Genomic DNA, 26771 nt, shown 5'->3' on the forward strand with positions numbered 1-26771 from the left:
GCCAAAAACCCACATCACGGGTTGAAAATGGGTGTAACACCCAAATATTTCTTATGATTAAATCTAGACTCATTCAGCGCATTTATTGTGTTCAATTAAACGCGTCGTGACAACCTTAACCGAAACATCGCACCCCGGGAGGCCCCATCGTGAGTTTATTCGACAAAAAGCATCTGGTTTCACAAGCTGATGCATTACCGGGACGCAACACCCCTATGCCTGTGGCGACCTTACACGCCGTGAATGGCCATTCGATGACTAACGTGCCGGATGGAATGGAGATCGCCCTGTTCGCCATGGGCTGCTTCTGGGGCGTTGAGCGCCTCTTCTGGCAGCTGCCCGGCGTATACAGCACCGCTGCTGGCTACACCGGCGGCTACACGCCTAACCCAACCTACCGCGAAGTCTGCTCCGGCGAGACCGGCCATGCGGAAGCGGTTCGCGTGGTGTACGACCCTGCGGTGATTCGCTACGAGCAGCTTCTGCAGGTTTTCTGGGAAAACCACGATCCGGCGCAGGGTATGCGTCAGGGCAACGACCACGGCACACAGTACCGCTCGGCCATTTATCCGCTCACGCCTGAGCAGGATGCTGCCGCCCGCGCCAGCCTTGAGCGTTTCCAGCAGGCCATGCGGGAAGCGGGCGATACGCGTGACGTGACAACCGAAATCACCACCGCGAAACCGTTCTACTATGCCGAGGACGATCATCAGCAGTACCTGCACAAAAACCCATACGGCTACTGCGGTATCGGAGGCATCGGCGTCTGCCTGCCGCCTCAACTGGCCTGATCACCGTTCCAGCGCCACGCGAGCCGCGTGGCGCGTTGCATTACAGACCGAGCCGTAATCCATCACTTTTCCCTGCAACAGCAGGTTAAAGACCGGCGCCTGCGGTCGGTTAAGCCGCGTTTGCAGCAGGTGAACGGCTTCAATCCCCAGCTCCCGACAGGGCACCGTCACGCCCGTGACCGGTTTTTCCAGACGGTGCGCCAGGTTCCATGCAAAATCGGTCGTTATCAGTGAAATATCTTCCGGAACGCGCAGCCCGTGTCGGGTTAACGCCCTGACTACCCCTTCCACCATGCTGGTGCTGTTCGGGAAAATCACCTCCGGCCACTGCGATCTATCATGGCTCATCAGCCACGCATCCAGAGCCCGCTCAGCCTCTTCAGCGGTAAACCACTCCGTCACGAGCAAATCACGCTGGGGATCGAAGCCCACGTGAAAATGGCGGTACGCCTCTTTAATGCCGTCCAGACGCGCGTAAAGCGTTTCTCGCCGCAGGCAGGTGAGCGTGAGCACACGCCGATGTCCCTGCTCAAAAAGATACTGCATGGCGGTAAACCCAATCGCCCGGTGATCGGGTGACACGGCATCCAGCTCCCGATCCCGATCAACGGAATTAATTAACACGCAGGGCTTATTTAACGTGCTCGCCAGTTTAAATATGGTGGAATCATCAGTCCCAATAATAATTATCGCGTTAATATTCTTCTGACTGGCCTTTTCCATAAATAATTTCACGTCGGCGTGCTGTTCTTCTAATCCACAGCAGCTCACCCACACATTGTGCCGCGCGCAGGCTTCAGTAATCCCTTTTGTGACTTCCAGATAAAAAATATCGCCGCGTCCCTGAAAGGTTCTTTCTGGCGCAAAAACAGCGATACCGTTAATTAACAGTCTGCCGCTCGCCATGGACTCCAGTACGCCTAATTCTCTGGCAGTACGAACGATCGCCTCCCGGGCTTTATCGCTGGTATACGATTTGCCGCTTAATACCCGAGATACCGTACTGACGGAATAGCCCGTCAGGGCCGCAATCTCCTCCATTTTTAACCTGCCCGGCATAGTGTGACCTCGCTCTCATTCAGTTTTTGCAAATATTTGCAGAAACAGCCTTTTGATTTTAAAACCAAATTTCAGAAAGCCTGGAGATTACTTAATCACCTTGCGAGTATTCTCACAAAAACACATTGTCGCTGCGGCTCGCCTTTCCTATTTTCCGGTCATCACTTCTTTTCAACAGAAATTAAGGTGTGACATGGATAAGGTACGTTTTGGCATTATTGGAATAGGTAATATCGGCACGGTCCACGCGCGCTATTTACTGGCGGGTACGGTCAGCGACGCGTGCCTGACGGCGGTTTGCGATAATGCACCGGAAAAGCACCCGGCCATTCGCCAGCTGGTCGGCAATCTCCCCGTGTTCAGTGACGCCCAGGAGATGATCCAGAGCGGGCTTATCGACGCGGTGATTGTCGCGACGCCGCACTACGAGCATCCGCGCTTGTCGATGCTGGCGATGCGCAACGGCATTCACACCCTGTGTGAAAAACCGGCGGGGGTATACACGGCGCAGGTGCAGGAGATGAACGCCTGCGCCCGGGAGTGCGACGTGGTGTTTGGCATCATGTACAACCAGCGCCCGAACCCGCTTTATCAGAAGGTAAAAGACCTTATCGACAGCGGCGAGCTGGGCGAGATCCGCCGCTCCAACTGGATCATCACCAACTGGTATCGTTCGCAGAGCTACTACAACTCCGGCGGCTGGCGCGCCACCTGGAAAGGGGAAGGTGGCGGCGTCTTGCTCAACCAGGATCCGCATCAGCTCGATCTCTGGCAGTGGCTGGTCGGAATGCCGGTCCGTCTGCGCGCGTTTTGCCAGTTCGGCAAACATCGCGATATCGAAGTGGAAGACGAGGTTACCGCCTATGCGGAGTACGCCAATGGCGCGACGGGCGTGTTTATCACTACCGTCGCGGAAACACCGGGGACCAACCGCCTGGAAATCGTTGGCGACCGCGGCAAGGTGGTCGTCGAAGAGGGGAAACTGCGCTACTGGCGGTTACGTGAATCCGAAACCGCCTTCAATGTCCGCTGGCAAAACGGTTTTGGTGAACCCGAATGCTGGGAGGTCTCCATCCCCGTCGCCCCGGAATGCAGCGAACATCACGTTATTACCGCCAATTTCTCTGCCGCCATTTTGCGCGGCGAGCCGCTGATCGCGCCGGGTCTGGAAGGGATCCGCGGGCTTACGCTTTCCAACGCCATGCACCTCTCCACCTGGACAGACGACTGGGTCGACCTGCCGCTCAATGAGAAACAGTATCTGCGCCTGCTTCAGCAGCGTATTAGCACCTCAGTGGCTAAAGAGACCGCCAGCATCACGCTGGACGCCTCTGGCACCTGGTAACAGCGGAGAAACACGATGTTAAATGTCGCTATCGTGGGAACAGGGAATATCTCGCATAACCATATTCAGGGCTATTTGCAGTTTGGTCAGCGTTGCCGGATCGTCGCGCTGGTCGATATCTACCCGGAAAAAGCCCACGAGAAAAAAGCACGCTACGGCCTGACGGATGCCCGCGTGTACGCAAGCCACCAGCAGATGCTGGCGTCAGAGCCCGATGTTGATATCGTCGATGTCTGTACGCCGCCCTATGTTCACGCGGAGATCAGCATTGATGCCCTGCGCGCGGGGTGCCATGTGCTGTGCGAAAAACCGATGGCCGCCTCGCTGGAAGAGTGCGACGCGATGATCGCCGCACAGCAGGCCAGCGGTAAAACGCTCTCCATCATCGCTCAGAACCGCTTTACCGATGCTTTCTGGCGCTTAAAAGCCGCACTGGATTCCGGCCTCGCGGGAAAAATCTGCCATGCGCAGGTGGATTCGTTCTGGTGGCGCGGACACTGCTATTACGATCTGTGGTGGCGTGGCACCTGGGAAAAAGAGGGAGGTGGCTGCACGCTTAACCACGCGGTACATCATATCGACGCCATCCAGTGGATGCTCGGCTTCCCGTCGGAGGTCGTGGCAATGATGACCAACGTGGCGCACGACAATGCCGAGGTGGAAGACCTCAGCGCCGCGATCTTCAAATACCCGAACGGCGCGCTCACGCAGCTTACCGCCTCGGTGGTGCACCACGGGGAAGATCAGAAAATCATCATTCAGGGCGATAAAGCGCGTATCTCCGCGCCGTGGCAGGCCTTTGCCAGCGTCAGCGCCGATAACGGCTTCCCACAGGAAAGCCACGATCTGCCGCGAGAAGCGCAACTCAACGCGGTTTTTCACGACACCCGCAAACTCGAATGGACGCTACACAACGGGCAGATTAACGACCTGCTTTATGCCATTGAGCACGGCACGGCACCGTTAGTGGATGGCCTGCAGGGCAAGCGTTCCCTCGAACTGATTACCGCAATTTATAAATCAGCCATTACCCGCACCGTCGTCCCGCTGCCGATTCAGCGCGATGACCCGTTTTACCGTACCGGCGGGACGAACGCCCTCGCCCCCCGTTTTTATGAGAAGTCCGCAAGCGTGGCCAACTTCAGCGAAGTCGGTGCCATCCCCCTGGGAAAAGATCTGGATCGAGGAATGTCATCATGAACAAGAAAGACGGAATGAACTACGCCCCGGTAGGTAAACCGCAGCCGGTTGTCCGAGAAGGTGAATTTGTTTTTGCCGCTGCCGCACTCGACCACGGTCATATTTACGGCATGTGCAACGGCCTGATTGAAGCCGGCGCCACGCTGAAATGGGTGTACGACCCCGATCCGGCGAAGGTGGATAAATTCATCCAGCAATATCCGCAGGCCCACGTGGCGGCGTCGCTGGACGTGATACTCAACGACGACGAGGTGCGCCTGGTGGCGGGTGCCGCCATCCCGTCCGGGCGCTGTGCACTGGGGCTGAAAGCGATGGCCGCGGGTAAGGACTATTTCACGGATAAAGCGCCGCTCACCACCCTTGAACAGCTGGCCGATGCCAAAGCAATGGTGGCGCAAACCGGGAAGAAATACGCGGTGTATTACAGCGAGCGTCTGCACGTAGAGAGCGCGGTCTTTGCCGGACAACTGGTGCAGCAGGGCGCGATTGGCCGCGTCGTGCAAACCCTGGGAACCGGTCCGCACCGGGAAGGGAGCGGTCGTCCGGAGTGGTTCTACGATCGTCGCGACTTCGGCGGCATTCTCTGCGACATCGGCAGCCACCAGATTGAGCAGTTCCTTTTTTATACCGGCAACAGCGACGCCTCGGTGGTGGCAAGCCAAGTTCGCAACGTTAAACACCCGCAGTATCCCGCCTTCGAAGATTTCGGCGACGCGATGCTGAAAGGGGAAAACGGTGCCAGCGGCTATTTCCGCTGCGACTGGTTTACGCCAGACGGGCTGTCAACGTGGGGCGACGGTCGTCTGACCCTGCTCGGCACCGAAGGCTATATCGAAATCCGCAAATATGTCGATTTAACCCGCGGCGAGCAGGATGTGGTTTACCTGGTGAACAAGGAGGGAGAATTCCGTTATCCCGTCGCCGGGCAGGTCGGGTTCCCGTTCTTTGGTGAACTGATCCTCGACTGCCTGCACCGGACCGAAAACGCCATGACGCAGGCGCACGCCTTCAAGGCGGCGGAGCTTTGCGTGAAGGCTCAGATGCTGGCCAACGCGACGGCATAACGGGAGGCAACGATGACGATCCTGAACACAGCGGTTATCGGTGCCGGCGCGATTCACCGCTGCCATGTGAATGCATTACGCCAGATCCCCAACGTCGCGCTGCGCGCGCTGGTGGACATCGACAGCGTTAAAGGACTGACGCTGGCGATGGCCTATCAGTGCCGTTTTTATCAGGATTACCGGGAAATGCTGCTGGATGATGCCATCGACGTGGTCCATATCTGTACGCCGCATTTCGAGCATAAACGTATGATTCTGGCGGCGCTCGCCGCCGGGAAGCATGTGTTCTGCGAAAAACCGGTGGGGATGAACAGCAGTGAATTCGGCGATATCGTCCAGGCCGTCGACCAGTCGCCGGGTCTGCTCGGCGTTTGCTATCAGAACCGGCTCAACCCCACCAGCCTGCGCATCCGACAGGAGTTAAGCGAGGGCGGGCTGGGGAAGATGCTCGGCATGAAAGCGGTGCTGACGTGGTCGCGGTCGGGCGCCTATTACACCGAAAGTCCGTGGCGTGGACGGCTGGCAACGGAAGGCGGCAGTCTGCTGATCAACCAGGCGATCCATACCCTCGACCTGATGCAGTGGTTCGCCGGCGGGGTCACGCGCCTGAAAGGCGTGGTGGAGAGCGGTGAGCTGGCGGACGTAACCGAAGGGGAGGACAGCGCAATGGCGACGCTGCACTTTGCTAACGGCGCGCGTGGCCTGTTTTATGCCAGCAACTGCAATACCACGGATTCCCCCCTCTGGCTTGAGATCCATTGCGAACGGGGTTCGCTGCTGCTCAATGACAACGTGCTCTGGCGCATCACCCCGGGCGAACGTCGCAAGCTGGCAACCGATGATTCTCCTGACGGCTCGGTCAAAAGCTACTGGGGGCTGGGACACCAGCAGGCGATCCGCCGTTTTTATCATGCCATTCATCACCCGGAAACGGACTACACCGATATCCATGCTGCCGGGAAATCACTCACCCTTGTGGAGGCCCTTTATCGCTCATCTCAATTAAGAAAATGGATAGATATCAATAATTAGAACGTAATGTGTCGTCCAGCAGTAAATAAAAAAACGACCTGAAACACAGGTTAATCATTACCCTACACTGGATATTATTATGGTCAAACCAACTGAACGTAGAGTTGGTTACGGCGTAGCGCTTGGCTACGGCGTAACCGATCTGTTTGGCGGGGGCGCTTTTGCCATTATCGGCACCTGGCTGCTCTTTTTTTACACCACCTATTGCGGACTCTCAGTGATTGAAGCGGGTTCAATATTCGCCATTGCCCGCGTTATTGACGCACTCCTCAGCCCCATTATGGGATACGTCACCGATAATTTCGGTGATACCTGGCTCGGACGTAAATTTGGCCGCCGCCGCTTCTTTTTATTACTCAGCTCACCGCTCATGTTTTTGTATGCCCTGCTGTGGATGACGGACATGGGCTACTGGTACTATCTGGGCACCTATCTCTCGATAGAACTGCTGTCGGCGATGGTGCTGGTCCCGTGGGAAACGCTGGCAGCGGAAATGACAAACCGCTATGAAGAGCGTAGCCGCCTTTCCGGCGTGCGCATGATCTGCTCTCAGCTCGGGGGGTTTCTTGCGGTTTCCGTCCCCGGCGTCATTATGCAGTTCACGGGTAAAGATAATCCGTTTACCTATACCCTTACCGGGCTGATATTTTCCTGCGTATTTTGCATTGCGGTATTTATTACCTGGTACACCACCTGGGAAGCCAAAGATGTGCAGCAAGAGTCCGATTTTAAAGTGGATAACCAGCGCAGCAGCGGGATACTCAATCACCTGAAATATCTGGTTCTGGATCTCTTTTCTTCATTCCGCATTCGCGCGTTCCGGCTGCATATCATTATTTATATCTTTTCGTTTACGGCGATGGACGTATTCGGTTCGGTCTTTACCTATTATGTCGTGTATTGCCTGAGCCAGGATGCGGCGGCGGTATCTGGCTGGCTGAGCATTGCGGCCTTCGCCTCGGTGCCGGGCACGTACGGGTTTATGCTGTTGCTGAACCGGTTGAATGTGACTCCTTCCGCCGCGCTCCGCCTCTCCTACGGCTGTATTTTCTGCGTGCTGGTATTCCTGTTTACGGTCTACCTTACCGAAACGCAGGTGCCGACGCTGCTGTTCTCGGCGGTCTTTATCTTGCTGGGTGCCGCCCGCTCCGGCCTTTACTATATTCCGTGGAATATCTACAGCTTCATTCCGGATATCGACGAGATGGTGACGCAGCAGCGCCGCGAAGGGATTTTTGCCGGTGTGATGGTCCTGACCCGCAAAAGTACCGTGGCTATTGCCATCATGATTATTGGTCTGGTGCTGCAGGAGTCCGGTTTCGTGAAAGGCAGTGGCGCACAACCGGAAAGCGCGCTGGGGGCCATTATCGGCCTGATGATTTTTGCCACCGCGGCGCTTCTGGCGGTGAGTTTCTTCACTACCTACAAGTTTAAGCTCACCCGCGAGACGCATAAGTTGCTCCTCAAGGAGATTGCCCGACGGAAACTGGGCGGAGATTACCGCGACTGCGACGCCAGGACTCGGGTGATCATCAAACAGTTAACCGGATACGAGTATGACCAGGTGTGGGGAGGCGACGCCACACGACAGACGGTGGGAAGCGCCCATTTATCTCCCGTGAAATAACCGCGCAGACCGGGCAGCACTCCACTGTCCGGTCTGTTTTTATGCCAAAATGTGACCTCTGGCAGATTTACATCTCTTTACGCTATACTACCCGCTGAAATAATCAGCTCAACGCTACGGGCTGACGTTCTACGTGTTTTCACACAAATGGTATCAATTCCCCTTCTGAGGATCTGGCGAGAAGCCGGATAAACTATGTTAAACAGTATTTTAGTAATACTTTGTCTGATTGCCGTCAGTGCATTTTTCTCGATATCGGAGATTTCGCTGGCCGCCTCCCGTAAAATCAAACTGAAGCTGCTTGCTGATGAAGGCAACATCAACGCCTCCCGCATTCTCAAAATGCAGGAGAACCCCGGCACCTTCTTCACCGTGGTGCAGATTGGCCTGAACGCGGTCGCCATTCTCGGCGGTATCGTGGGCGATGCAGCGTTTTCGCCGGCGTTTTACAGCCTGTTTGTGCAGTACATGTCCGCCGAACTGGCCGAGCAGTTGAGCTTTATTCTCTCCTTCACGCTGGTTACCGGCATGTTCATCCTCTTCGCTGACCTGACCCCGAAACGCATCGGTATGATTGCGCCAGAAGCTGTGGCTTTGCGTATCATCAACCCGATGCGCTTCTGCCTGTTCGTGTTCCGTCCGCTGGTATGGTTCTTCAACGGCCTGGCAAACGTGATTTTCCGCATCTTCAAGCTGCCCATGGTGCGTAAAGACGACATCACCTCTGACGACATCTATGCGGTGGTGGAAGCTGGCGCGCTGGCCGGGGTGCTGCGTAAGCAGGAACACGAACTCATTGAGAACGTATTCGAACTGGAATCCCGTACCGTGCCCTCTTCCATGACGGGCCGTGAAAGCATTATCTGGTTCGATTTGCATGAGGATGAGCAGAGCCTGAAGAACAAAGTGGCACAGCATCCGCACTCTAAGTTCCTGGTCTGTAATGAAGATATCGACCACATCATCGGTTACGTCGACTCCAAAGACCTGCTCAACCGCGTGCTGGCAAACCAGAGCCTGGCGCTCAACAGCGGCGTGCAGATCCGCAACACCCTGATCGTGCCAGACACCCTGACGCTCTCGGAAGCGCTGGAAAGTTTCAAAACCGCCGGGGAAGACTTCGCCGTCATCATGAACGAATACGCGCTGGTGGTGGGGATCATTACGCTGAACGACGTGATGACCACGCTGATGGGCGACCTGGTGGGCCAGGGGCTGGAGGAGCAGATTGTTCAGCGTGACGATAACTCGTGGCTGATTGATGGCGGTACACCGATTGAAGACGTCATGCGCGTGCTGGACATCGACGAGTTCCCGCAGTCCGGTAATTACGAAACCATCGGCGGCTTTATGATGTTTATGCTGCGCAAAATCCCGAAACGTACCGATTCGGTGAAGTTCTCCGGCTACAAGTTTGAGGTGGTGGACATTGATAACTACCGCATCGACCAGCTGCTGGTGACGCGCATCGACAACAAACCGACCGTGCTGGTGCCGCGGATGCCTGACGCAGAAGATAAGGTGTCGGCGTAAGACCCATATACATCAACGGCTCCCATTGGGAGCCGTCTTTTTAACTACTGCATAGCACGTTGGTTAAGCCATCTCAGTTTGCAGACGCATAACCTGACGGTTGACTTCGGACATCACAGACAGGTGCTGTTTGTCCTTCACTTTTGGGATAAGGATCTTGCCCTTATCAAATTCAAAAGCGCCAACATCCTTGATGTACAACCGTCCACGGAACAGGATCTTCACGTACTTCGCCACTTGAAGCGGGTTGTAGCGTTGGAAAATTTTCATTCTTGTATCTCCTGCGAATCATACGCTCTTGCGGTGCCACAATCAGCCCGACTGTCCTGAGCGCAAATTTTGATGCCCAATGACTATAGACCAGAACTACGGTGTTACCCAGTGTGCATAAGTTTATTTACCGTTTGATTACAATTATTCAGAATAATCTTTGCAAAGCGTGACTGAGAGCAGTATAAGCCGTCGTTTTTTCATGGATATGTGCGTTCACCCGCAAACTGGCATTGGGATTGCGGGAAAACCACATTGATCGCACTTATGATTAAAAGCGTAAGACCAAGTGGTCGGATCACCTGCAAACAATAAGGAAACGCCATGACCCTACGTAACATCCTTGCAGCAGCTTGTCTGCTGCTGCCCCTGTGGGCTTGCGCTCACAACATTGAAAAAGGACAACGTGTCCCGCCAGTCGGCATTGCTGACCGGGGAGAATTGATTCTCGACAATGATAAGTTTAGCTATAAAGCCTGGAATAGCGCGCAGCTCGCAGGCAAAGTGAGAGTTGTACAACATATTGCCGGTCGTACATCTGCAAAAGAGAAAAATGCCAACCTGGTGGAAGCGATCAAGGCCGCAAAATTCCCGCACGATCGCTACCAGACCACCACGATTGTGAACACCGATGACGCGATTCCCGGCTCCGGGATGTTTGTGCGTTCAAGCCTTGAGAGTAATAAGAAGCTCTATCCGTGGTCGCAGTTTATCGTCGACAGCAACGGAGTCACCCGTAAGGCCTGGCAGCTGGAGGAAGAGAGTTCCGCGATTATCGTGCTGGATAAGGAAGGTCGCGTCCAGTGGGTGAAAGACGGCGCGTTGACCCAGGAAGAGGTGCAGCAGGTCGTCGCCCTGCTGCACAAGCTGTTGGCTCAATAAATCGAGACGCGGAAGCCGGGGTTGAGGAAGGATTCACGCGGGGTATAGTCCAGCGGCTTGCCCTGCCAGTCATGAACATGCGCCCCGGCGGCCGCAGCAACCGCGTGCCCTGCCGCCGTATCCCAGACGTTAGTCGGCCCAAAGCGCGGATAAAGCTGCGCCTGTCCTTCCGCCACCAGGCAGAATTTCAGCGATGAACCAATCGACGTCGTCTGGTGTTCCCCCAGCTGCTGCAGGTACACCTGCAGTTCACTGTCGCTGTGCGAGCGGCTAATCACCACCAGCGGTGGGCGCGCATCGCGCACCTGGATCTGCTTACGAACGCCGCACTCCTCCTTCCAGGCTTTACCTTCCGCCGCGCTGTACATCACCTTCATCACCGGGGCGTAAACCACGCCGAGCACCGCCTTTCCCTTTTCAATCAGGGCGATATTAACGGTGAACTCCCCGTTGCGCTTGATGAACTCTTTGGTACCGTCCAGCGGATCGACCAGCCAGTAGCGCTGCCAGTGCTGGCGTTCATCCCAGCTCTGCGGCGCTTCTTCAGACAGAACGGGGATGTCCGGCGTCAGCGCCTGTAAACCGTTCATAATGACCTTATGCGCAGCGATATCCGCCGCCGTGACCGGGGAGTCGTCCGCTTTACTGACGACCTCCATCGGTTTTGCACCGTCATACACTTGCATGATGGCATCCCCCGCATCCCGTGCGAGTTGACAAATTTTATCTAGCATTCTCCACCTCTTTGTTAACGCAGTGAGGTTAACTCATTGTTTTAGTTATATCGTAATGTGAACAATTCCGCTATCTGTGAAGCAATTCCGGTTTCAGTACGCTTTTTTCTGTCAGGATTCACATTTCTGTAAGCAACACGCTATAGATACATACTCTTTTGTGGCATGGATCGAAAAAAGGACTCCTCTGATGATTAAGTTTAGTGCAACGCTTCTGGCGACGCTGATTGCAGCGAGCGTGCAGGCGGCGACGGTAGATCTGCGTATTCTGGAAACGACCGATCTGCACAGCAACATAATGGATTTCGATTACTACAAAGATACCCCTACCGAAAAATTCGGCCTGGTCCGCACGGCAAGTTTGATCGATGCCGCGCGCGGTGAAGTGAAAAATAGCGTGCTGGTGGACAACGGCGATCTTATTCAGGGTAGTCCACTCGGGGATTACATGGCCGCGAAGGGTCTAAAGAAAGGCGAGATCCATCCCGTTTATAAGGCGATGAATACGCTGGATTATGCCGTCGGCAACCTGGGCAACCACGAATTTAACTACGGCCTGAAGTACCTGCACGATGCGCTGGCTGGCGCAAAATTCCCCTACGTTAACGCCAACATCATCGACGTTAAGACGCAGAAGCCGCTCTTTACCCCCTATCTGATTAAAGAGACCGAGGTTGTCGATCAGGACGGTAAAAAACAGACGCTTAAAATCGGCTATATCGGCTTCGTGCCGCCGCAAATCATGACCTGGGATAAAGCCAACCTCGACGGTAAAGTGACCGTTAACGATATTACCGAAACTGCGCGCAAATACGTGCCGGAAATGCGCGAAAAAGGGGCCGATCTGGTGGTGGTGGTTGCGCACTCGGGACTCTCCGCCGACCCGTATCAGGCCATGGCGGAAAACTCCGTTTATTATCTGAGTGAAGTCCCGGGCGTCGATGCGATCCTGTTCGGCCACGCCCACGCGGTCTTCCCGGGTAAGGACTTTGCCAGCATTAAGGGCGCAGACATCGAGAAAGGGACGCTCAATGGCGTGCCGTCGGTGATGCCGGGCATGTGGGGCGACCACCTTGGGGTGGTGGATCTGGTACTCAATAACGACGGCGGCAGCTGGAAGGTCACTCAGTCAAAAGCAGAGGCGCGTCCGATTTACGACGCTGCGGCTAAAAAATCACTGGTCGCTGAAGATAAAAAACTGGTCGACGTGCTGAAGCACGATCACGACGCCACCCGCGAATTCGTCAGCAAGCCGATCGGCCAATCCGCCGATAATATGTATAGCTTCCTGGCGCTGGTGCAGGATGACCCAACCGTTCAGGTCGTCAACATGGCGCAGAAGGCCTATGCCGAACACTTTGTTCAGGGCGATCCGGATCTGGCAAAACTGCCGGTGCTGTCTGCCGCTGCGCCATTCAAAGTTGGCGGGCGTAAGAACGACCCGGCAAGCTATGTCGAAGTTGAGAAAGGCCAGCTGACGTTCCGTAACGCCGCCGATCTCTATCTCTATCCGAACACGCTGGTGGTGGTGAAAGCGACGGGTAAAGAAGTGAAGGAATGGCTGGAGTGCTCTGCCGGGCAGTTTAACCAGATCGATCCGAAGAGCAGTAAACCGCAGTCGCTGATTAACTGGGATGGCTTCCGAACCTATAACTTTGACGTGATCGATGGCGTGAATTATCAGATTGACGTTACCCAACCCGCGAAATATGACGGCGAGTGCCAGGCCATTAACCCGCAGGCCGAGCGCATCAAAAACCTGACCTTCAACGGTAAGGCGATCGATCCGAATGCCACCTTCCTGGTGGTAACCAATAACTACCGCGCCTATGGCGGTAAGTTTGCCGGTACGGGAGATAACCACATCGCCTTTGCTTCACCGGACGAAAACCGCTCGGTACTGGCGGCGTGGATCAGTGCTGAGTCGAAGAAGGCGGGCGAAATTCACCCGGCCGTGGATAACAACTGGCGCCTGGCACCGATCCACAGCGATACGAAACTGGATATCCGCTTTGAAACGTCACCGTCCGATAAGGCCGCCGCGTTCATTAAGGATAAGGCGCAGTATCCGATGAAGAAGGTGGCGACCGATGATATTGGCTTCGCGATTTATCAGGTTGACCTAAGCAAGTCGCGGTGATTGTGTCGGGTGGCGCTTCGCTTACCCGACCTACGAGATCGGGTAGGCCGGGTAAGGCGAAGCCGCCACCCGGCATGTCACGCCGCCCGATCGTCCCGATTCGCCAACACCTTCGGCGTATTCACCTCAATCCAGTCCGCCAGCGCAGCCACTTTCTCACTGACCTCAATCCCCATCGGCGTCAGGCTATACTCTACGTGCGGCGGCACAACCGGATATGACACGCGATCGACAAACCCGTCCTGCTCCAGCGCCTGAAGCGACTGGGACAGCATCTTTTCGCTTACCCCGCCCATTTTGCGGCGCAGATCGCTGAAGCGATGCGTTCCATGACGCAGGGCCAGCAGAATCAGCACGCCCCAGCGGCTGGTAACGTGTTTGAGCACCTCCCGGGAAGGACACTGTTCCGCAAAGAGGTTGCCATCGCGCATTTGTTCGCTGAGTGTCGGTATCGTTGTTTTCATACTTACCTTTTTGTACGTACTTACTAAAAGTTAGCTATGGTGCTAGTGTGCCATAACACCAGACAAACACGAAGGAGATTCATCATGATTGCGATTACCGGCGCTACCGGCCAGCTTGGCCAATACGTTATTGAAGAACTGCTGAAAACGGTTCCGGCAAACGAGATTGTCGCCATTGTCCGTAACCCGGCGAAAGCCGACGCCTTAAGCCAGCAGGGAATTGTAGTTCGTCAGGCGGATTACACGAACGAAGCCGCCTTCACCGCCGCGCTGAGCGGCGTGGATAAGCTGCTGCTGATCTCCTCCAGCGAAGTCGGCCAGCGTGCAACCCAACATCAGAACGTCATTAACGCCGCCAAAGCCGCTGGCGTGAAATTCATCGCCTACACCAGCCTGCTGCATGCGGATCGCTCCCCGCTGGGCCTGCACGTTGAACACGTCGAGACGGAGAAAGCGCTGGCGGCGTCCGGCATTCCTTATGCCCTGCTGCGCAATGGCTGGTATACCGAAAACTATCTGGCAAGCGCGCCACCGGCGATTGAGCATGGCGTGTTTATAGGTGCGGCAGGCGAAGGCAAAATTGCCTCTGCAACCCGTGCAGACTACGCCGCCGCCGCAGCCAAAGTGATCGCTGAAGAGGGTCATGCTGGCAAGGTATATGAACTGGCTGGCGACCACGGCTGGACGCTGAGCGAGCTGGCGGCTGAACTCAGCAAACAGAGCGGGAAGCCGGTGACCTATCAGAATCTCAGCGAAGCCGATTTTGCCGCCGCGCTGAAGGGGGTGGGTCTGCCTGCGGGGCTGGCGGATATGCTCGCGGACTCCGACGTGGGTGCATCCAAAGGCGGCCTGTTTGACGACAGCCATACCCTGAGCACACTGATCGGCCGCCCGACCACACCGCTGGCGGAGAGCATTAAAGCCATTCTGTAATTGTTACAGATTGGTTATTTTTTGTGGCATCCCCTCGGGTCATCTCTGATAATGAAGCGATGACCACGAGGAGGCTCAACGTGCAAGGCGTACCGGAACAGTTCATTGATGAGAGAGATAGCGCGCGCTTTCGCCATCTGGCGCAGGTGCCGGGCATCGAACTCTATCACGCGCATATATCCCGCTACGCCTTTGAGCCTCACACCCATGAAGCCTTCGGGATCGGCACGATTGAAACCGGTGCCGAACGTTTTCGCTATCGCGGTACCCAGCACCTCGCGCCGGAGAAATCCGTCGTTACCATGAACCCGGACGAGATCCACACCGGGGAATCAGCCACCGAAGGCGGCTGGCGCTACCGGATGGTCTATATCGAACCCGATCTGCTGGAAGAGGTAACCGGCCTCCGGCACTGGTGGTTCAGCGAGGTGACCCGTTTTGACCCCCATCGCTCGCAGCAAATCGGCAGGCTCATCTACGGCCTGTGGCATACGGACGATCCGCTGGCGCAAAAAGGATTATTGCTGGATCTGATTGAGACCTTTCAGCCCCTGGCCCATCACGCGCCGGTGGTTCAGGAAGGTGCGCACCGCTTCGAACGTGTGCGCGACTATCTGCATGACAACTATATGCACGCCCTGACGCTGGATGAGCTGGCCAACGTCGTTTCGCTCAGTCCGTATCATTTTCAGCGCCAGTTCAAAGCCCATTTCCACGTTACGCCGCACCAGATGCTGATGGCTATCCGCCTGTGGCGCGCCAAAGCGTTCCTCACCCACGGCATGCCCGCAGCTGAGGTCGCTGCGGCGACCGGGCTGACCGACCAGTCACATTTGACCCGGGCATTTACCCGCCGCTACGGCATTACGCCCGTGCGCTACCAGAAGCAGGTCACCCGGCGCTAATGCGCAATCTCATACAATACGCGCGCATTTGCCCCTCCTACACTGAGCGCAACGTGAAGTAATAGGGATGGAAAAATGATTAGTGGCGTGTTGTATGCCCTGCTGGCAGGGATGATGTGGGGGCTGATTTTTGTTGGCCCGCTGATCGTGCCCGAATACCCGGCAATACTGCAGTCGACCGGACGTTATCTGGCGCTGGGGCTGATAGCCTTACCTCTGGCATGGCTGGGACGCGCGCGCCTGCGTCAGCTTAGCCGTCAGGACTGGCGCACCGCGCTGGCGCTGACCATGATGGGCAACCTCATCTATTACGTTTGCCTGGCGAGTGCCATTCAACGCACCGGGGCCCCGGTCTCGACCATGATTATCGGCACACTGCCGGTTGTCATCCCCATCTTTGCTAACCTGCTCTATAGCCACCGCGATGGCAAACTGGCGTGGCCAAAAATGGTGCCTGCGCTGTTGTGTACCGCCGTAGGGCTGATATGCGTCAATATTGCCGAGCTGCGTCATGGGCTGGAGGACTTTGATCTGTGGCGTTACGGCTCCGGCATTCTGCTGGCGTTCGTTTCCGTGGCGTGTTGGGCATGGTATGCCCTGCGCAATGCACGCTGGCTGCGTGAGAACCCGGACAAGCATCCGATGATGTGGGCGACGGCTCAGGCCCTGGTTACGTTGCCCGTTTCACTGCTGGGATATGTTGGGGCGTGCCTCTGGTTAGGCCATCAACAGCCCGATTTCGCCCAGCCCTTCGGACCCAGACCGTGGGTATTTGTTGCCCTGATGGTGGCGATTGCGGTGCTGTGTTCCTGGGTGGGCGCGCTGTGCTGGAACATTGCCAGCCAGAAACTGCCAACGGTGATCCTGGGGCCGCTGATTGTTTTCGAAACCCTGGCCGGGCTGCTTTATACCTTCCTGATGCGCCAGAGCGTACCGCCTGTATTAACGGCCTGTGGGATTGTGTTGCTGGTCGTTGGGGTGGTGATGGCGGTGAGAGCGAAGCCGGAAAAACCGAGGGTTGTGTCAGCATCAGAAGTGTGATTTTTGCCGGGTGGCGGCTACGCCTTACCCGGCCTACACGGAGCGATTTTGTAGGCCGGGTAAGCGTCAGCGCCACCCGGCACCAGGTTAAAACGTTTCCCAGTTCGCTTCAGGCACGCTCGCTGCGGGCTGCGCTTTCGGCACGTAGGTTTTCACCGGCGCGGCTTTGACCGCCTGATTACGGGTAATTTTAAACACCGCCACCGCGTCATTCAGGCGTGCAGCCTGATCTTCCAGCGCGGCCGCCGCGGCCGCAGATTCCTCGACCAGCGAGGCGTTCTGCTGGGTCACGCGGTCCATTTCAGCCACCGCCTGGCCCACCTGGTCGATACCGCGGCTCTGCTCGTCAGAGGCTGAGGCGATCTCGCCCATAATGTCCGTCACGCGGGTGACCGCATTGACGATCTCCGCCATCGTCGCCCCGGCTTCGTTAACCAGCTGCGAGCCGGCGTTCACGCGCTCGCCGGAATCGTCGATCAGCGCTTTGATCTCTTTCGCCGCCTGAGCACTGCGCTGGGCGAGGGTACGTACTTCCCCTGCGACCACCGCAAAGCCACGGCCCTGTTCACCTGCACGCGCAGCCTCTACCGCCGCGTTCAACGCCAGAATGTTGGTCTGGAAAGCAATACCGTCGATTACGTTGGTAATTTGCGCAATTTTACTGGAACTGGTGGCGATTTCGTCCATCGTGCGCACGACACCTTCCACCACGTTCCCGCCCTTCTTCGCCGTTGAGGAGGCATCCAGTGCCAGACGGGAAGCCTGACGGGCGTTATCGGCATTCTGCTTCACGGTGGCCGTCAGCTGTTCCATGCTGGCTGCCGTTTCTTCCAGGGAAGCCGCCTGTTGCTCAGTACGGGAAGAAAGGTCGTTACTCCCGGCAGAAATTTCACCGGCTCCGGTGTAGATGGTGTCGGCACCTTCACGCACCACGCCAACGGTATTCGCCAGCGAGGTCTGCATCTCCTGCACGTTGCGCGCCAGGATCGCCATTTCGTTCTTACCGTCAGCCTGAATCGGCTGGGTTAAGTCCCCTGCCGCAATGGCGCGAATATGGTTGATCACCTCTTCCAGAGGCAGCAGCAGCACGCGACGCATGGCGATCCAGCTGGAAATAATCACCACAATGACCAGCAGCATTACCGCAGAGAGGATCCACAGAATGCGTTTGTAGTCGCTTTCATTGTCCTGGATGCCTTTATCGGTAAGCGTTGCCTGTGCTTCGCGCCACTCGCGATAAACCGCCTGCATCGCAGTCTGTTTTTGCTCAGCGTTCTGCTTGAACATGTCTTCCAGATTGCCCTGGCTCAGCAGCACGTTCATTTGCGTCAGCGTTGAGGAGTAAATGCGGTATTGCTCCTCCAGTCGCTTCGCCAGATTCTCGTCCAGGCCCGGCGTATTCGGCAGGGCATAGTATTTATCGTAATGGACCTGCGCATCAGCCAGCAGATTTTTCGCCGTGTTGACCAGCTCATTGAGCTGACCACCGTTAATCTGTGAAGCCATGCTGCTTTGCAGACGCAGCATCCCACGGTTCAGCGTCACGCGCGCCTGGTTCAGGCTGATCCACGCATCGGTAAACTCCGCCACATTCTTGCTGGAGAGCTGCGACACGGTGAAATTGTCTTTATCGTTGTTCAGCGCGTTGATAAAGATCCCCGCGGAAATCACTTGCATGATGCCGAGTACAAGCAGCACCGAAATAAGAAGAGTAATAACTTTTATACGTTTAAACATACGTTGCCTTTGTTATATGCAGGTTTGTCTGACGTGGATATATCGGCAGGCAAGGCGGGTTGTTTACTGTTTCTCCACCTTTAAAAACTTTCTAAACAACTTTCCTGAGTCCATTCAGGGCGTTAACCCGGATAATTTTTTTGTGACTTACGTCTCACTTTTACCCTTCCCTCTAAAGGGTTATAGCGTCGCCTTAAAGATGCATTTAATATGCATCTTATATTCTTGATGACGAGGTAACTGCTATGGCCTTTCGCGACCAACCCCTCGGCGAGCTGGCGCTCTCCATCCCTCGCGCTTCTGCGCTGTTCCGTAAATACGATATGGATTACTGCTGCGGCGGTAAGCAAACCCTCGCGCGAGCGGCCTCACGTAAGGAGCTGGATGTGGAGGTGATTGAAGCAGAGCTGGCACAACTGGCCGAACAGCCTGTTGAAAAAGACTGGCGTACCGCCCCGCTCGCAGAAATCATCGATCACATCATTGTGCGTTACCACGATCGCCATCGGGAGCAACTGCCGGAGCTGATCCTGCAGGCGACCAAAGTCGAGCGCGTACATGCTGACAAACCTTCCGTACCCCGCGGTCTGGCGAAATATCTGACCATGCTGCATGAAGAGCTTTCCAGCCACATGATGAAAGAAGAACAGATCCTTTTCCCGATGATTAAACAGGGAATGGGCAGCCAGGCAATGGGTCCGATTAGCGTGATGGAAAGCGAGCATGATGATGCGGGCGAACTGCTGGAAGTGATCAAACACACCACCCACAACGTCACACCGCCGCCAGAGGCGTGCACCACCTGGAAAGCGATGTACAACGGCATTAACGAGATGATCGATGATCTGATGGAACACATCAGTCTTGAGAACAACGTGTTGTTCCCGCGGGCATTAGCTGGGGAATAAAAAAAACCGCTGCGGCCTGATGCCCTCTCCCACAGGGAGAGGGTGCAAAAACTAAAAACGGCAACTGAAGTTGCCGTTTTGCTTTTATCTTACGCCTGCCATACGTTTCTTACCGATAAACACCCAGCCCAGCCCCAGCGCGATAAACCACAGCGGCGTAACAATCAGCGCCTGACGGGTATCATCTTCCAGCGTCAGCAGCACCAGCACGAACACGAAGAACGCCATGCACACCCAGCACATCAGCTTGCCCAGCGGCATCTTGTAGATCGACTTCTCATGCAGGTGTGGACGCTGTTTGCGGTACACCAGGTACGAGCAGAGGATAATGGTCCAGACGAACATAAACAGGATCGCAGAGACCGTGGTGATCATGGTGAACGCGCCAATCACGCTTGGGTTCACGTAGAGCATGACCACGCCGCCCAGCAGGCACATGCAGGAGAAAGTCAGCCCTTTCGCCGGTACCGCACGCTTAGACAGTTTCGCAAAGGCGCTCGGCGCCACGCCCTCCTGCGCCAGACCAAACAGCATACGGCTGGTTGAGAACACGCCGCTGTTCGCGGACGACGCCGCAGAGGTCAGCACGACGAAGTTAATCAGGCTTGCCGCAGCGGGCAGCCCTACCAGCACAAACAGTTCAACGAACGGGCTCTTGCTCGGCACCACGGAGCTCCACGGCGTCACGGACATAATGATGATCAGCGCGAAGACGTAGAACATGATGATACGAACCGGAATCGAGTTAATGGCGCGCGGGAGAGACTTCTCGGGATCTTTAGTTTCGGCCGCCGTGGTTCCCACCAGCTCAATGCCCACAAACGCGAACACCGCAATCTGGAAGCCGGCAAAGAAGCCGCTGATGCCTTTCGGGAACCAGCCGCCGTCATTCCACAGATGGGTAAATGACGCCTGTACGCCGGTTGGCGACTGGAAGTGCGTCAGTACCATCACCAGGCCCACAACAATCAGCCCCACGATAGCGACAATCTTGATCATCGCGAACCAGAACTCCATCTCACCGAACATTTTTACGGTGGCGAGGTTGAGGCTCAGCAGCAAAGCGATAACCGCCAGCGAGGCCACCCAGTCTGACAGTCCCGGGAACCAGAACTGTGCGTAGGCGGTAATCGCCACGACGTCCGCCATACCGGTAACAACCCAGCAGAACCAGTAGGTCCAGCCGGTGAAATAGCCTGCCCATGGACCGAGCAGGTCAGACGCGAAGTCGCTGAAGGATTTGTATTCGAGGTTCGAGAGCAGCAATTCACCCATTGCCCGCATCACGAAGAACAGCATGAAACCAATGATCATATAAACGAAGATGATCGACGGCCCGGCAAGACTGATGGTTTTGCCTGACCCCATAAACAGCCCGGTCCCGATGGCCCCACCTATGGCGATAAGCTGAATATGACGGTTTGTGAGATTGCGCCGTAGCGACTGTTCAGACGTCGCCTCTTCTGCAGCGGCGACTTTGACCTGATCTACCATGTAATTTTTCCTGTTTATGCCTGTCTGTGTTGTTAAGGCTCTTCTGGCCTTTAAATACGTCAAAAGATGACGTTCCCCTTGTAAGGGCTTATCGATATTAGGTAAGAATCGGCGGGATGAATACTATGATTTAGATATTATGTTAATAATATGTTGAAAGTGAGTGTCATATCACTCATACAGCGCGAAACAGCTCACAAAAATACACGCAAAAGTTTCGTTTGCAAGATAAAATATTGATAACGTCGTAACTATAGGTTTTATCACTATTTTCCTCTCCCCGAACGGAGAGAGGAAATAAGAAAAGTCGATTACAGGATTTCCAGCAGCTCGACTTCAAATACCAGGGTGCTGAATGGCGGGATGGATGCGCCAGCACCACGCTCGCCGTAAGCCAGGTTGTGCGGAATAGTCAGTTCCCATTTGGAGCCAACTGGCATCAGGGTCAGCGCTTCAATCCAGCCTGCGATCACGCCGTTGACCGGGAATTCTGCCGGTTCGCCACGCGCCACGGAGCTGTCAAACACGGTGCCGTCGATCAGTTTACCGGTATAATGTACGCGAACGTGGTCGGTACGTGCCGGGATTGCGCCGTCGCCCTGGTTGATCACGCGGAACTGCAGGCCAGACTCGGTGCTGTTCACGCCTTCACGCTCACGGTTCTCTTCCAGATATTTCACGCCTTCGGCCGCCATCTCTTCGAAACGCGCGCGACGCACAGCGTCAGCACGTTCATGAATTTCACGCAGTGCGCGATGTACAACGTCAACCGGAACAGCGGGCTGTTTACCTTCCAGCGCGTCAGCGATACCCGCCACCAGCGCTTCTGGTAACAGACCTTCCAGGCCGGATTCGCTCAGCTGCTGTCCTACCTGCAAGCCGATACCGTAACTTGCCTGCGCTTCGATAGTGTCAAAAGTCGGGGTGGTCATGGGTTTTCCTTCCATCACATTTAAAGTAGCGGGCAGCATAGCAGCCATGCCCTTATGGGTAAAACTTTGTCTGAAGTTAAGGTGACAAACCGCGACGAAACAGAAACAATAGAGACAACCAGGATTAATCCCGAACTGATGTCACGGATGTCGGGTTTGCTACGCCGTTCAGGCAGTTAGCAAACTATACTTCGATGCACAGGATAAAAAAGACGCGGAGCAGGAGGAGAGCCATGCCCGGGCGATTTGAACTGAAACCTACCCTGGCGAAAATCTGGCAGGCGCCGGACAATTTTCGCATTATGGACCCGCTGCCTCCTCTGCATCGCAGAGGGATTATCATTGGTGCGCTGATGGTGATCGTGGGCTTCCTGCTTCCTTCCGGCGGTGATGATGTCGATACCGCCCCTGTCACCCGCAATGCACAACTGGATATTCAGTCGCAAACGCGGCCGCAGCCTGATGTACAGCCGATGCAAACGCAGCTGGTGACCCCTTCGAACGATCCGGGTCAGGTCGCGCCGGTTGAACCGGAACCCGTCCAGGAAGATCAGGCTCAAACCTCCGCCCCGGTAGAGCAGCAGGCTCAGCAGCCTACGGGCATTGAGCAGCAGTGGCGCTCCTATCGCGTCGAGCCGGGTAAAACCCTGGCGCAGCTTTTCCGCGATCACAACCTGCCGCCGACTGACGTGTATGCCATGGCAAAAGTGGAAGGTGCGGGTAAGCCGCTCAGTAACCTGCAGAATGGTCAGATGGTACAGATTCGCCAGAATGCCAGCGGTGTGGTGACAGGCTTAACGATTGATACAGGAAATGGTCAGCAGGTGCTGTTTACCCGCCAGCCGGACGGCAGTTTTGTCCGGGCGCGTTAAAGACCTGGTTCTTTAAAAAGCAAAACGCCGGCACAAGGCCGGCGCTTCAACGTGAGCAGAGTAAAAAATTACTCAGCTACAACGTTAACAACCAGTTTAGCGAACACTTCGCTGTGAACCTGGAAGTCAACTTCGTGCTCACCAGTGGTACGCAGAACGCCGTTCGGCATGCGAACTTCGCTCTTAGCCACTTTAACGCCTGCTGCAGTCACTGCATCAGCGATATCGCGGGTACCGATGGAACCGAACAGTTTACCTTCGTCGCCAGCTTTAGACGCGATGGTAACGGTGCCCAGTGCGTTGATTGCTTCAGCGCGAGCGTTAGCAGCCGCCAGAACGTCAGCCAGTTTGGCTTCCAGTTCAGCACGACGTGCTTCGAAAAACTCTACGTTTTTCTTAGTAGCTGGAACAGCTTTACCCTGTGGAACCAGGAAGTTACGAGCGTAACCCGCTTTAACGTTTACCTGATCACCCAGGCTGCCCAGGTTTGCTACTTTATCAAGCAGAATAACTTGCATTACCTTATCCTCTTAAAGTCGTATTAATGGACCGTGCCCGATTACTGATGACGATCAGTGTACGGCAGCAGGGACAGGTAGCGAGCGCGTTTGATAGCGCGAGCCAGCTGACGCTGATATTTTGCACGAGTACCGGTGATACGGCTTGGGACAATCTTACCGCTTTCGGTGATGTAGTTTTTCAGCGTTGCGATATCTTTATAGTCGATCTCTTGAACGCCTTCCGCGGTGAAACGGCAGAACTTGCGACGACGGAAATAACGTGCCATATGGCTAGTCTCCAGAATCTATCAAATCAATCTGCTCGGCATGCAGAACCATTTTGCTCAGGCCGTTCTTTGCCTTGTGGCAAGAGATGAACCCCTGAACGATTACTGCGCTACCGACCGTTAAACTGTGAGTAATGGCCTGGTTTTCGTGTCCGCTAATAATAACGGGCATTTGGCACCACGCCTGCCGGTGAAACCCGGCTTCCTCTTGCACAGAACGATGCTCAAGCACGAACTGGCAATGCGGAATTCCTGATGGACTGACCTTTCGAAGGGGAGCCCTGCATACGATGCCGGACAACGCCAGACGGTTGGTCATCAGAAATTACTCTTCAGAATCCCCAGCATCAGAATCATCTGCGGTTTCGTTTGCGAAATCATCGCGACGCTCACGGCGCTCGTCTTTCGCTTTAACCATCGGAGATGCTTCGGTAACTGCGTTTTTGGTACGCATAACCATGCTGCGGATAACGGCATCGTTGAAGCGGAAGGTAGTTTCCAGCTCATCGATCACTTCCTGCGGCGCTTCAACGTTCATCAGAACGTAGTGTGCTTTGTGCAGTTTGTTGATCGGGTAAGCCAGCTGACGGCGGCCCCAGTCTTCCAGACGGTGGATCGTACCTTCTGCACCAGTGATGGCAGCAGAGTAACGCTCGATCATACCCGGAACCTGTTCGCTCTGGTCAGGATGGACCATAAAAACGATTTCGTAATGACGCATCGAATTGCTCCTTACGGATTATTCAGCCTCCTGTCTGGGTCAGCCGAGGCCCGGGGAGGCAAGGAACGTGTTAAAGGTCGGCTGAAAAATTGACGCGTCATAATACTTGCGCGCCCCTGGAAACTCAAGCTGATTGCACAAATAATTCGCACAAAGCGTAAAGCGGGTCTAAGTGGGTGATTTAAAATTGAACACACCAGGAAGCGTTGTTTTTTTGAACAACTGCATCAGAAATGGTCACGCATCCCCGCCGTATGAATGATTACACTTTAATCAGAGAACACCTGAATTAAAGAAGGAGTATCCCCTCTCTCACAGCACGCAGTCGTGGAGCGCATATCATGAAAAAAATCGCATTAGCCATTATGGCTGCGCTTTTGCTCAGTGCAAACGCGATGGCAGCCATCAAAATAGACGGCCGGCAGGCCAGGAACATGGATGATGTGCAAAGCTTAGGCGTAATCTATATCAATCATAATTTCGCCACTGAAAGCGAAGCAGATCAGGCACTAAATGAAGAGACCGATGCCCAGGGCGCAACCTATTACCACGTGATGCTAATCCGTGAGCCCGGCAGCAACGGCAATATGCACGCCAGTGCAGACATTTACCGATAACGCTTTAACGCTAGCACCAGGAAAGCCAACAACGAGAACATAGCCATAGTTTACGTTGCCCCCTGCCCGGGGGCTTTTTTTTTGTAAATGGCTCTGAAATACCACCGGTTACAACTGTTTTTCGGTATTCCAGAGCACTTATTTACTTCTGCCCGTAATAGGCATTCGGGCCGTGCTTGCGCATGAAATGCTTGTTCATCAGGTAATCATCAATCCCCTGAAGCTGTGGATTAATGTCGCGGGCAATCCACGCCATTTTGGCCACCTCTTCCATCACCACAGCATTATGCACCGCGTCGTGAGCATCTTTACCCCAGGAGAACGGACCGTGCTGGTACACCACAATTCCCGGCGTATGCAGCGGTTCTGCCTCACCCAGCGTTTCGATAATCACCTTGCCGGTGTTGAGCTCGTACTCGCCGTCCACCTCGGCCTGCGTTAACGCGCGCGTGCAGGGAATATCCCCGAAGAAGTAGTCCGCATGCGTCGTGCCCAGCGCCGGGATGGCAAGCCCAGCCTGCGCCCAGGCGGTGGCATGGGTTGAGTGGGTATGCACTACCCCGCCGAGGGAGGGATAACGTCGATAAAGCGCCAGATGGGTAGCGGTATCCGAAGAAGGACGCCACTGTCCCTCTACGACGTTTCCTTCAAGGTCCACGACAACCATATCGTCGACCTTCATGGTCTCATACGCCACTCCGCTGGGTTTAATGACGATGAGGCCGCGCTCTCGGTCAATCGCGCTGACGTTACCCCAGGTGAACGTTACCAGGCCATAGCGCGGCAAATCCATATTGGCTTCAAAGACCTGCTGTTTAAGCTTAAGCATGTTCCACCTCCAGCAAACCTGCCCGCGCCATACGCTCGCGCACCCAGTCCCGCGCGTTTGCCACTTCCGCTGCCGGGTCGTCAGACGTCTCGCTCCACATCTCAATCAGGTAAGGCCCGCAATACCCTGTCTGCTTGAGCGTCTCGAAGCATCGTTCGAACTCCACCACCCCGGTGCCGAACGGTACGTTTTTAAACACGCCAGGACGGGTATCTTTGACGTGCACCGCCACGATATGCCCAATGCCCGCCTGCAGCTCCATCTGCACGTCGTTATCCCATGCCGACAGGTTGCCGATATCCGGATAGAGCTGGAACCACGGGTTATTCAGATAGTGCGCGTAACCCAGTGCCTTGCTGATGGAGTTCATTAACGGGTAGTCCATGATCTCCATCGCCAGCGTAACCTGCGCGCGGCTTGCCATCTCAACACTCTCTTTCAGACCGTCACGGAAACGACGGCGCGTTTCATCGTTGGCTTCCTGATAGTAAACGTCATAACCCGCCAGCTGGATCACACGGATACCGACATCCTGAGCAAAGCGAATGGCTTTGCGCATGATCTCCAGCCCCTGCGCCCGCACGGCATCATCTTCGCTGCCGAGGGGAAAACGACGGTGAGCGCTCAGGCACATGGACGGCACGCGCACGCCCGTTTCAGCGATGGCGCTCACCAGCGCCAGACGCTGCTCGCGGCTCCAGTCGAGGCGAGAGAGGCGTTCATCCGTCTCATCCACTGACATTTCGACAAAATCGAAACCCAGCTGCTTCGCCAGCTGTAACCGCGCCAGCCAGCACTCCCCCGCAGGGAGTGCCTTTTCATAGATGCCAAGCGGAACCTGTTTTGACAACATA

28 protein-coding genes are annotated in these 26771 nt (G+C 55.4%); 15 read left to right on the forward strand and 13 right to left on the reverse strand.

Annotated features, from left to right (window positions below):
* Nucleotides 1-149 precede the first annotated feature (149 nt).
* Nucleotides 150-791 carry a peptide-methionine (S)-S-oxide reductase MsrA gene (msrA, locus tag O1723_RS19350; protein ID WP_023336688.1) on the forward strand — a complete coding sequence of 214 codons (642 nt, stop codon included), beginning with the start codon at nt 150-152 and terminating at the stop codon, nt 789-791.
* Here msrA and O1723_RS19355 read toward each other — a convergent pair whose 3' ends face one another.
* Entirely contained in the window at nt 792-1850 is a 1059-nt protein-coding gene (locus O1723_RS19355) for a LacI family DNA-binding transcriptional regulator (protein WP_023331873.1), read from the reverse strand. It abuts the gene before it with no gap.
* A 193-nt stretch (nt 1851-2043) separates the two neighbouring features.
* On the opposite strand from O1723_RS19355, the gene O1723_RS19360 reads away from it, so the two are divergent.
* The 6 genes from O1723_RS19360 (at nt 2044) to paeA (ending at nt 9651) form a co-directional block, all read left to right on the forward strand.
* The gene (locus O1723_RS19360; RefSeq protein WP_014882262.1) at nt 2044-3195 is read left to right on the forward strand and encodes a Gfo/Idh/MocA family protein; all 1152 of its coding nucleotides are present in this window, start codon (nt 2044-2046) and stop codon (nt 3193-3195) included.
* Nucleotides 3196-3210: 15 nt separating this feature from the next.
* Nucleotides 3211-4395 (forward strand): Gfo/Idh/MocA family protein, encoded by a 1185-nt coding sequence (locus O1723_RS19365; protein ID WP_014882261.1) that lies wholly within the window; start codon nt 3211-3213, stop codon nt 4393-4395.
* The gene (locus tag O1723_RS19370) at nt 4392-5459 is read left to right on the forward strand and encodes a Gfo/Idh/MocA family protein (protein ID WP_023336687.1); all 1068 of its coding nucleotides are present in this window, start codon (nt 4392-4394) and stop codon (nt 5457-5459) included. Before O1723_RS19365 ends, O1723_RS19370 begins: the two co-directional genes overlap by 4 nt.
* Nucleotides 5460-5471: 12 nt before the next feature.
* Nucleotides 5472-6491, forward strand: a complete 1020-nt coding sequence (locus tag O1723_RS19375; RefSeq protein ID WP_014882259.1) for a Gfo/Idh/MocA family protein — start codon at nt 5472-5474, stop codon at nt 6489-6491.
* 79 nt (nt 6492-6570) lie between these two features.
* Complete coding sequence (locus O1723_RS19380; RefSeq protein WP_014882258.1) at nt 6571-8118, forward strand: MFS transporter; 1548 nt, start codon at nt 6571-6573, stop codon at nt 8116-8118.
* A 195-nt stretch (nt 8119-8313) separates the two neighbouring features.
* Nucleotides 8314-9651, forward strand: coding sequence for a polyamine export protein PaeA (paeA, locus tag O1723_RS19385; protein WP_014882257.1), 1338 nt, complete (start codon nt 8314-8316; stop codon nt 9649-9651).
* A 63-nt stretch (nt 9652-9714) separates the two neighbouring features.
* On the opposite strand, the gene O1723_RS19390 is transcribed toward paeA, so the two are convergent.
* On the reverse strand, nt 9715-9921 hold the full coding sequence (locus O1723_RS19390; protein ID WP_003856054.1) for a DUF1107 domain-containing protein: 207 nt from the start codon (nt 9919-9921) through the stop codon (nt 9715-9717).
* A 324-nt stretch (nt 9922-10245) separates the two neighbouring features.
* Here O1723_RS19390 and O1723_RS19395 point away from each other — a divergent pair, with 324 nt between their 5' ends.
* On the forward strand, nt 10246-10803 hold the full coding sequence (locus tag O1723_RS19395) for a YtfJ family protein (RefSeq protein ID WP_014882256.1): 558 nt from the start codon (nt 10246-10248) through the stop codon (nt 10801-10803).
* Here the strand turns inward: O1723_RS19395 and cysQ are convergent.
* Nucleotides 10797-11537 carry a 3'(2'),5'-bisphosphate nucleotidase CysQ gene (cysQ, locus tag O1723_RS19400; protein ID WP_038421314.1) on the reverse strand — a complete coding sequence of 247 codons (741 nt, stop codon included), beginning with the start codon at nt 11535-11537 and terminating at the stop codon, nt 10797-10799. The genes O1723_RS19395 and cysQ overlap by 7 nt on opposite strands.
* Nucleotides 11538-11727: 190 nt before the next feature.
* Here cysQ and O1723_RS19405 point away from each other — a divergent pair, with 190 nt between their 5' ends.
* Nucleotides 11728-13677 carry a bifunctional 2',3'-cyclic-nucleotide 2'-phosphodiesterase/3'-nucleotidase gene (locus tag O1723_RS19405; RefSeq protein WP_014882254.1) on the forward strand — a complete coding sequence of 650 codons (1950 nt, stop codon included), beginning with the start codon at nt 11728-11730 and terminating at the stop codon, nt 13675-13677.
* Between the two features lie 77 nt (nt 13678-13754).
* Here O1723_RS19405 and O1723_RS19410 read toward each other — a convergent pair whose 3' ends face one another.
* Nucleotides 13755-14141, reverse strand: coding sequence for a winged helix-turn-helix transcriptional regulator (locus O1723_RS19410; RefSeq protein WP_248191066.1), 387 nt, complete (start codon nt 14139-14141; stop codon nt 13755-13757).
* Between the two features lie 84 nt (nt 14142-14225).
* On the opposite strand from O1723_RS19410, the gene O1723_RS19415 reads away from it, so the two are divergent.
* From O1723_RS19415 to O1723_RS19425, 3 genes are all read left to right on the forward strand, one after another.
* Nucleotides 14226-15074 (forward strand): SDR family oxidoreductase, encoded by an 849-nt coding sequence (locus O1723_RS19415; RefSeq protein WP_014882252.1) that lies wholly within the window; start codon nt 14226-14228, stop codon nt 15072-15074.
* Between the two features lie 80 nt (nt 15075-15154).
* A complete protein-coding gene (locus O1723_RS19420; protein WP_014882251.1) occupies nt 15155-15979 on the forward strand; it encodes an AraC family transcriptional regulator in 825 nt (274 codons plus the stop codon).
* A gap of 75 nt (nt 15980-16054) precedes the next feature.
* Nucleotides 16055-17020 carry a DMT family transporter gene (locus tag O1723_RS19425; RefSeq protein ID WP_014882250.1) on the forward strand — a complete coding sequence of 322 codons (966 nt, stop codon included), beginning with the start codon at nt 16055-16057 and terminating at the stop codon, nt 17018-17020.
* 87 nt (nt 17021-17107) lie between these two features.
* Here O1723_RS19425 and O1723_RS19430 read toward each other — a convergent pair whose 3' ends face one another.
* The gene (locus O1723_RS19430) at nt 17108-18757 is read right to left on the reverse strand and encodes a methyl-accepting chemotaxis protein (protein WP_014882249.1); all 1650 of its coding nucleotides are present in this window, start codon (nt 18755-18757) and stop codon (nt 17108-17110) included.
* Nucleotides 18758-19002: 245 nt separating this feature from the next.
* Here O1723_RS19430 and ytfE point away from each other — a divergent pair, with 245 nt between their 5' ends.
* Nucleotides 19003-19665, forward strand: coding sequence for an iron-sulfur cluster repair protein YtfE (gene ytfE, locus O1723_RS19435; protein ID WP_014882248.1), 663 nt, complete (start codon nt 19003-19005; stop codon nt 19663-19665).
* Between the two features lie 84 nt (nt 19666-19749).
* On the opposite strand, the gene cycA is transcribed toward ytfE, so the two are convergent.
* Nucleotides 19750-21159, reverse strand: a complete 1410-nt coding sequence (cycA, locus tag O1723_RS19440) for a D-serine/D-alanine/glycine transporter (RefSeq protein WP_014882247.1) — start codon at nt 21157-21159, stop codon at nt 19750-19752.
* Nucleotides 21160-21470: 311 nt separating this feature from the next.
* On the reverse strand, nt 21471-22091 hold the full coding sequence (gene bamJ / locus O1723_RS19445; protein WP_008502892.1) for a BamJ family beta-barrel-assembly machinery protein: 621 nt from the start codon (nt 22089-22091) through the stop codon (nt 21471-21473).
* A gap of 233 nt (nt 22092-22324) precedes the next feature.
* On the opposite strand from bamJ, the gene O1723_RS19450 reads away from it, so the two are divergent.
* A complete protein-coding gene (locus tag O1723_RS19450; RefSeq protein WP_014882246.1) occupies nt 22325-22963 on the forward strand; it encodes an OapA family protein in 639 nt (212 codons plus the stop codon).
* Nucleotides 22964-23031: 68 nt separating this feature from the next.
* On the opposite strand, the gene rplI is transcribed toward O1723_RS19450, so the two are convergent.
* The 4 genes from rplI to rpsF are packed head-to-tail and all read right to left on the reverse strand — an operon-like array spanning nt 23032 to nt 24471.
* Nucleotides 23032-23481, reverse strand: coding sequence for a 50S ribosomal protein L9 (rplI, locus tag O1723_RS19455; RefSeq protein ID WP_006810372.1), 450 nt, complete (start codon nt 23479-23481; stop codon nt 23032-23034).
* Between the two features lie 41 nt (nt 23482-23522).
* Nucleotides 23523-23750: a 30S ribosomal protein S18 gene (gene rpsR / locus O1723_RS19460; protein WP_000135199.1), complete on the reverse strand. Its 228-nt coding sequence runs from the start codon at nt 23748-23750 to the stop codon at nt 23523-23525.
* 4 nt (nt 23751-23754) lie between these two features.
* Nucleotides 23755-24069, reverse strand: coding sequence for a primosomal replication protein N (gene priB, locus O1723_RS19465; protein ID WP_008502895.1), 315 nt, complete (start codon nt 24067-24069; stop codon nt 23755-23757).
* A 6-nt stretch (nt 24070-24075) separates the two neighbouring features.
* Nucleotides 24076-24471 carry a 30S ribosomal protein S6 gene (gene rpsF / locus O1723_RS19470; RefSeq protein WP_014068637.1) on the reverse strand — a complete coding sequence of 132 codons (396 nt, stop codon included), beginning with the start codon at nt 24469-24471 and terminating at the stop codon, nt 24076-24078.
* Nucleotides 24472-24812: 341 nt separating this feature from the next.
* Between rpsF and yjfY the strand changes: the two genes are divergently transcribed.
* Complete coding sequence (gene yjfY, locus O1723_RS19475; RefSeq protein WP_014882245.1) at nt 24813-25088, forward strand: DUF1471 family protein YjfY; 276 nt, start codon at nt 24813-24815, stop codon at nt 25086-25088.
* Between the two features lie 142 nt (nt 25089-25230).
* Here yjfY and O1723_RS19480 read toward each other — a convergent pair whose 3' ends face one another.
* Together O1723_RS19480 and O1723_RS19485 are read right to left on the reverse strand one after the other, a co-directional pair.
* Entirely contained in the window at nt 25231-25917 is a 687-nt protein-coding gene (locus O1723_RS19480) for an L-ribulose-5-phosphate 4-epimerase (RefSeq protein ID WP_014882244.1), read from the reverse strand.
* Nucleotides 25910-26770 (reverse strand): L-ribulose-5-phosphate 3-epimerase, encoded by an 861-nt coding sequence (locus tag O1723_RS19485; RefSeq protein WP_014882243.1) that lies wholly within the window; start codon nt 26768-26770, stop codon nt 25910-25912. The genes O1723_RS19480 and O1723_RS19485 overlap by 8 nt, the downstream gene beginning before the upstream one ends.
* Between the last annotated feature and the right edge of the window lies 1 nt (nt 26771).

It is taken from the genome of Enterobacter cloacae complex sp. HYC080_NIDB, assembly GCF_056673325.1.

Coding starts and splice junctions, on each gene's coding strand:
- O1723_RS19355 (WP_023331873.1), bottom strand. CDS start 1,850: ATGCCGGGCAGGTTAAAAATGGAGGAGATTGCGGCCCTGACGGGCTAT.
- O1723_RS19360 (WP_014882262.1), top strand. CDS start 2,044: ATGGATAAGGTACGTTTTGGCATTATTGGAATAGGTAATATCGGCACG.
- O1723_RS19365 (WP_014882261.1), top strand. CDS start 3,211: ATGTTAAATGTCGCTATCGTGGGAACAGGGAATATCTCGCATAACCAT.
- O1723_RS19370 (WP_023336687.1), top strand. CDS start 4,392: ATGAACAAGAAAGACGGAATGAACTACGCCCCGGTAGGTAAACCGCAG.
- O1723_RS19375 (WP_014882259.1), top strand. CDS start 5,472: ATGACGATCCTGAACACAGCGGTTATCGGTGCCGGCGCGATTCACCGC.
- O1723_RS19380 (WP_014882258.1), top strand. CDS start 6,571: ATGGTCAAACCAACTGAACGTAGAGTTGGTTACGGCGTAGCGCTTGGC.
- paeA (WP_014882257.1), top strand. CDS start 8,314: ATGTTAAACAGTATTTTAGTAATACTTTGTCTGATTGCCGTCAGTGCA.
- O1723_RS19390 (WP_003856054.1), bottom strand. CDS start 9,921: ATGAAAATTTTCCAACGCTACAACCCGCTTCAAGTGGCGAAGTACGTG.
- O1723_RS19395 (WP_014882256.1), top strand. CDS start 10,246: ATGACCCTACGTAACATCCTTGCAGCAGCTTGTCTGCTGCTGCCCCTG.
- cysQ (WP_038421314.1), bottom strand. CDS start 11,537: ATGCTAGATAAAATTTGTCAACTCGCACGGGATGCGGGGGATGCCATC.
- O1723_RS19405 (WP_014882254.1), top strand. CDS start 11,728: ATGATTAAGTTTAGTGCAACGCTTCTGGCGACGCTGATTGCAGCGAGC.
- O1723_RS19410 (WP_248191066.1), bottom strand. CDS start 14,141: ATGAAAACAACGATACCGACACTCAGCGAACAAATGCGCGATGGCAAC.
- O1723_RS19415 (WP_014882252.1), top strand. CDS start 14,226: ATGATTGCGATTACCGGCGCTACCGGCCAGCTTGGCCAATACGTTATT.
- O1723_RS19425 (WP_014882250.1), top strand. CDS start 16,055: ATGATTAGTGGCGTGTTGTATGCCCTGCTGGCAGGGATGATGTGGGGG.
- O1723_RS19430 (WP_014882249.1), bottom strand. CDS start 18,757: ATGTTTAAACGTATAAAAGTTATTACTCTTCTTATTTCGGTGCTGCTT.
- ytfE (WP_014882248.1), top strand. CDS start 19,003: ATGGCCTTTCGCGACCAACCCCTCGGCGAGCTGGCGCTCTCCATCCCT.
- cycA (WP_014882247.1), bottom strand. CDS start 21,159: ATGGTAGATCAGGTCAAAGTCGCCGCTGCAGAAGAGGCGACGTCTGAA.
- bamJ (WP_008502892.1), bottom strand. CDS start 22,091: ATGACCACCCCGACTTTTGACACTATCGAAGCGCAGGCAAGTTACGGT.
- O1723_RS19450 (WP_014882246.1), top strand. CDS start 22,325: ATGCCCGGGCGATTTGAACTGAAACCTACCCTGGCGAAAATCTGGCAG.
- rplI (WP_006810372.1), bottom strand. CDS start 23,481: ATGCAAGTTATTCTGCTTGATAAAGTAGCAAACCTGGGCAGCCTGGGT.
- rpsR (WP_000135199.1), bottom strand. CDS start 23,750: ATGGCACGTTATTTCCGTCGTCGCAAGTTCTGCCGTTTCACCGCGGAA.
- priB (WP_008502895.1), bottom strand. CDS start 24,069: ATGACCAACCGTCTGGCGTTGTCCGGCATCGTATGCAGGGCTCCCCTT.
- rpsF (WP_014068637.1), bottom strand. CDS start 24,471: ATGCGTCATTACGAAATCGTTTTTATGGTCCATCCTGACCAGAGCGAA.
- yjfY (WP_014882245.1), top strand. CDS start 24,813: ATGAAAAAAATCGCATTAGCCATTATGGCTGCGCTTTTGCTCAGTGCA.
- O1723_RS19480 (WP_014882244.1), bottom strand. CDS start 25,917: ATGCTTAAGCTTAAACAGCAGGTCTTTGAAGCCAATATGGATTTGCCG.
- O1723_RS19485 (WP_014882243.1), bottom strand. CDS start 26,770: ATGTTGTCAAAACAGGTTCCGCTTGGCATCTATGAAAAGGCACTCCCT.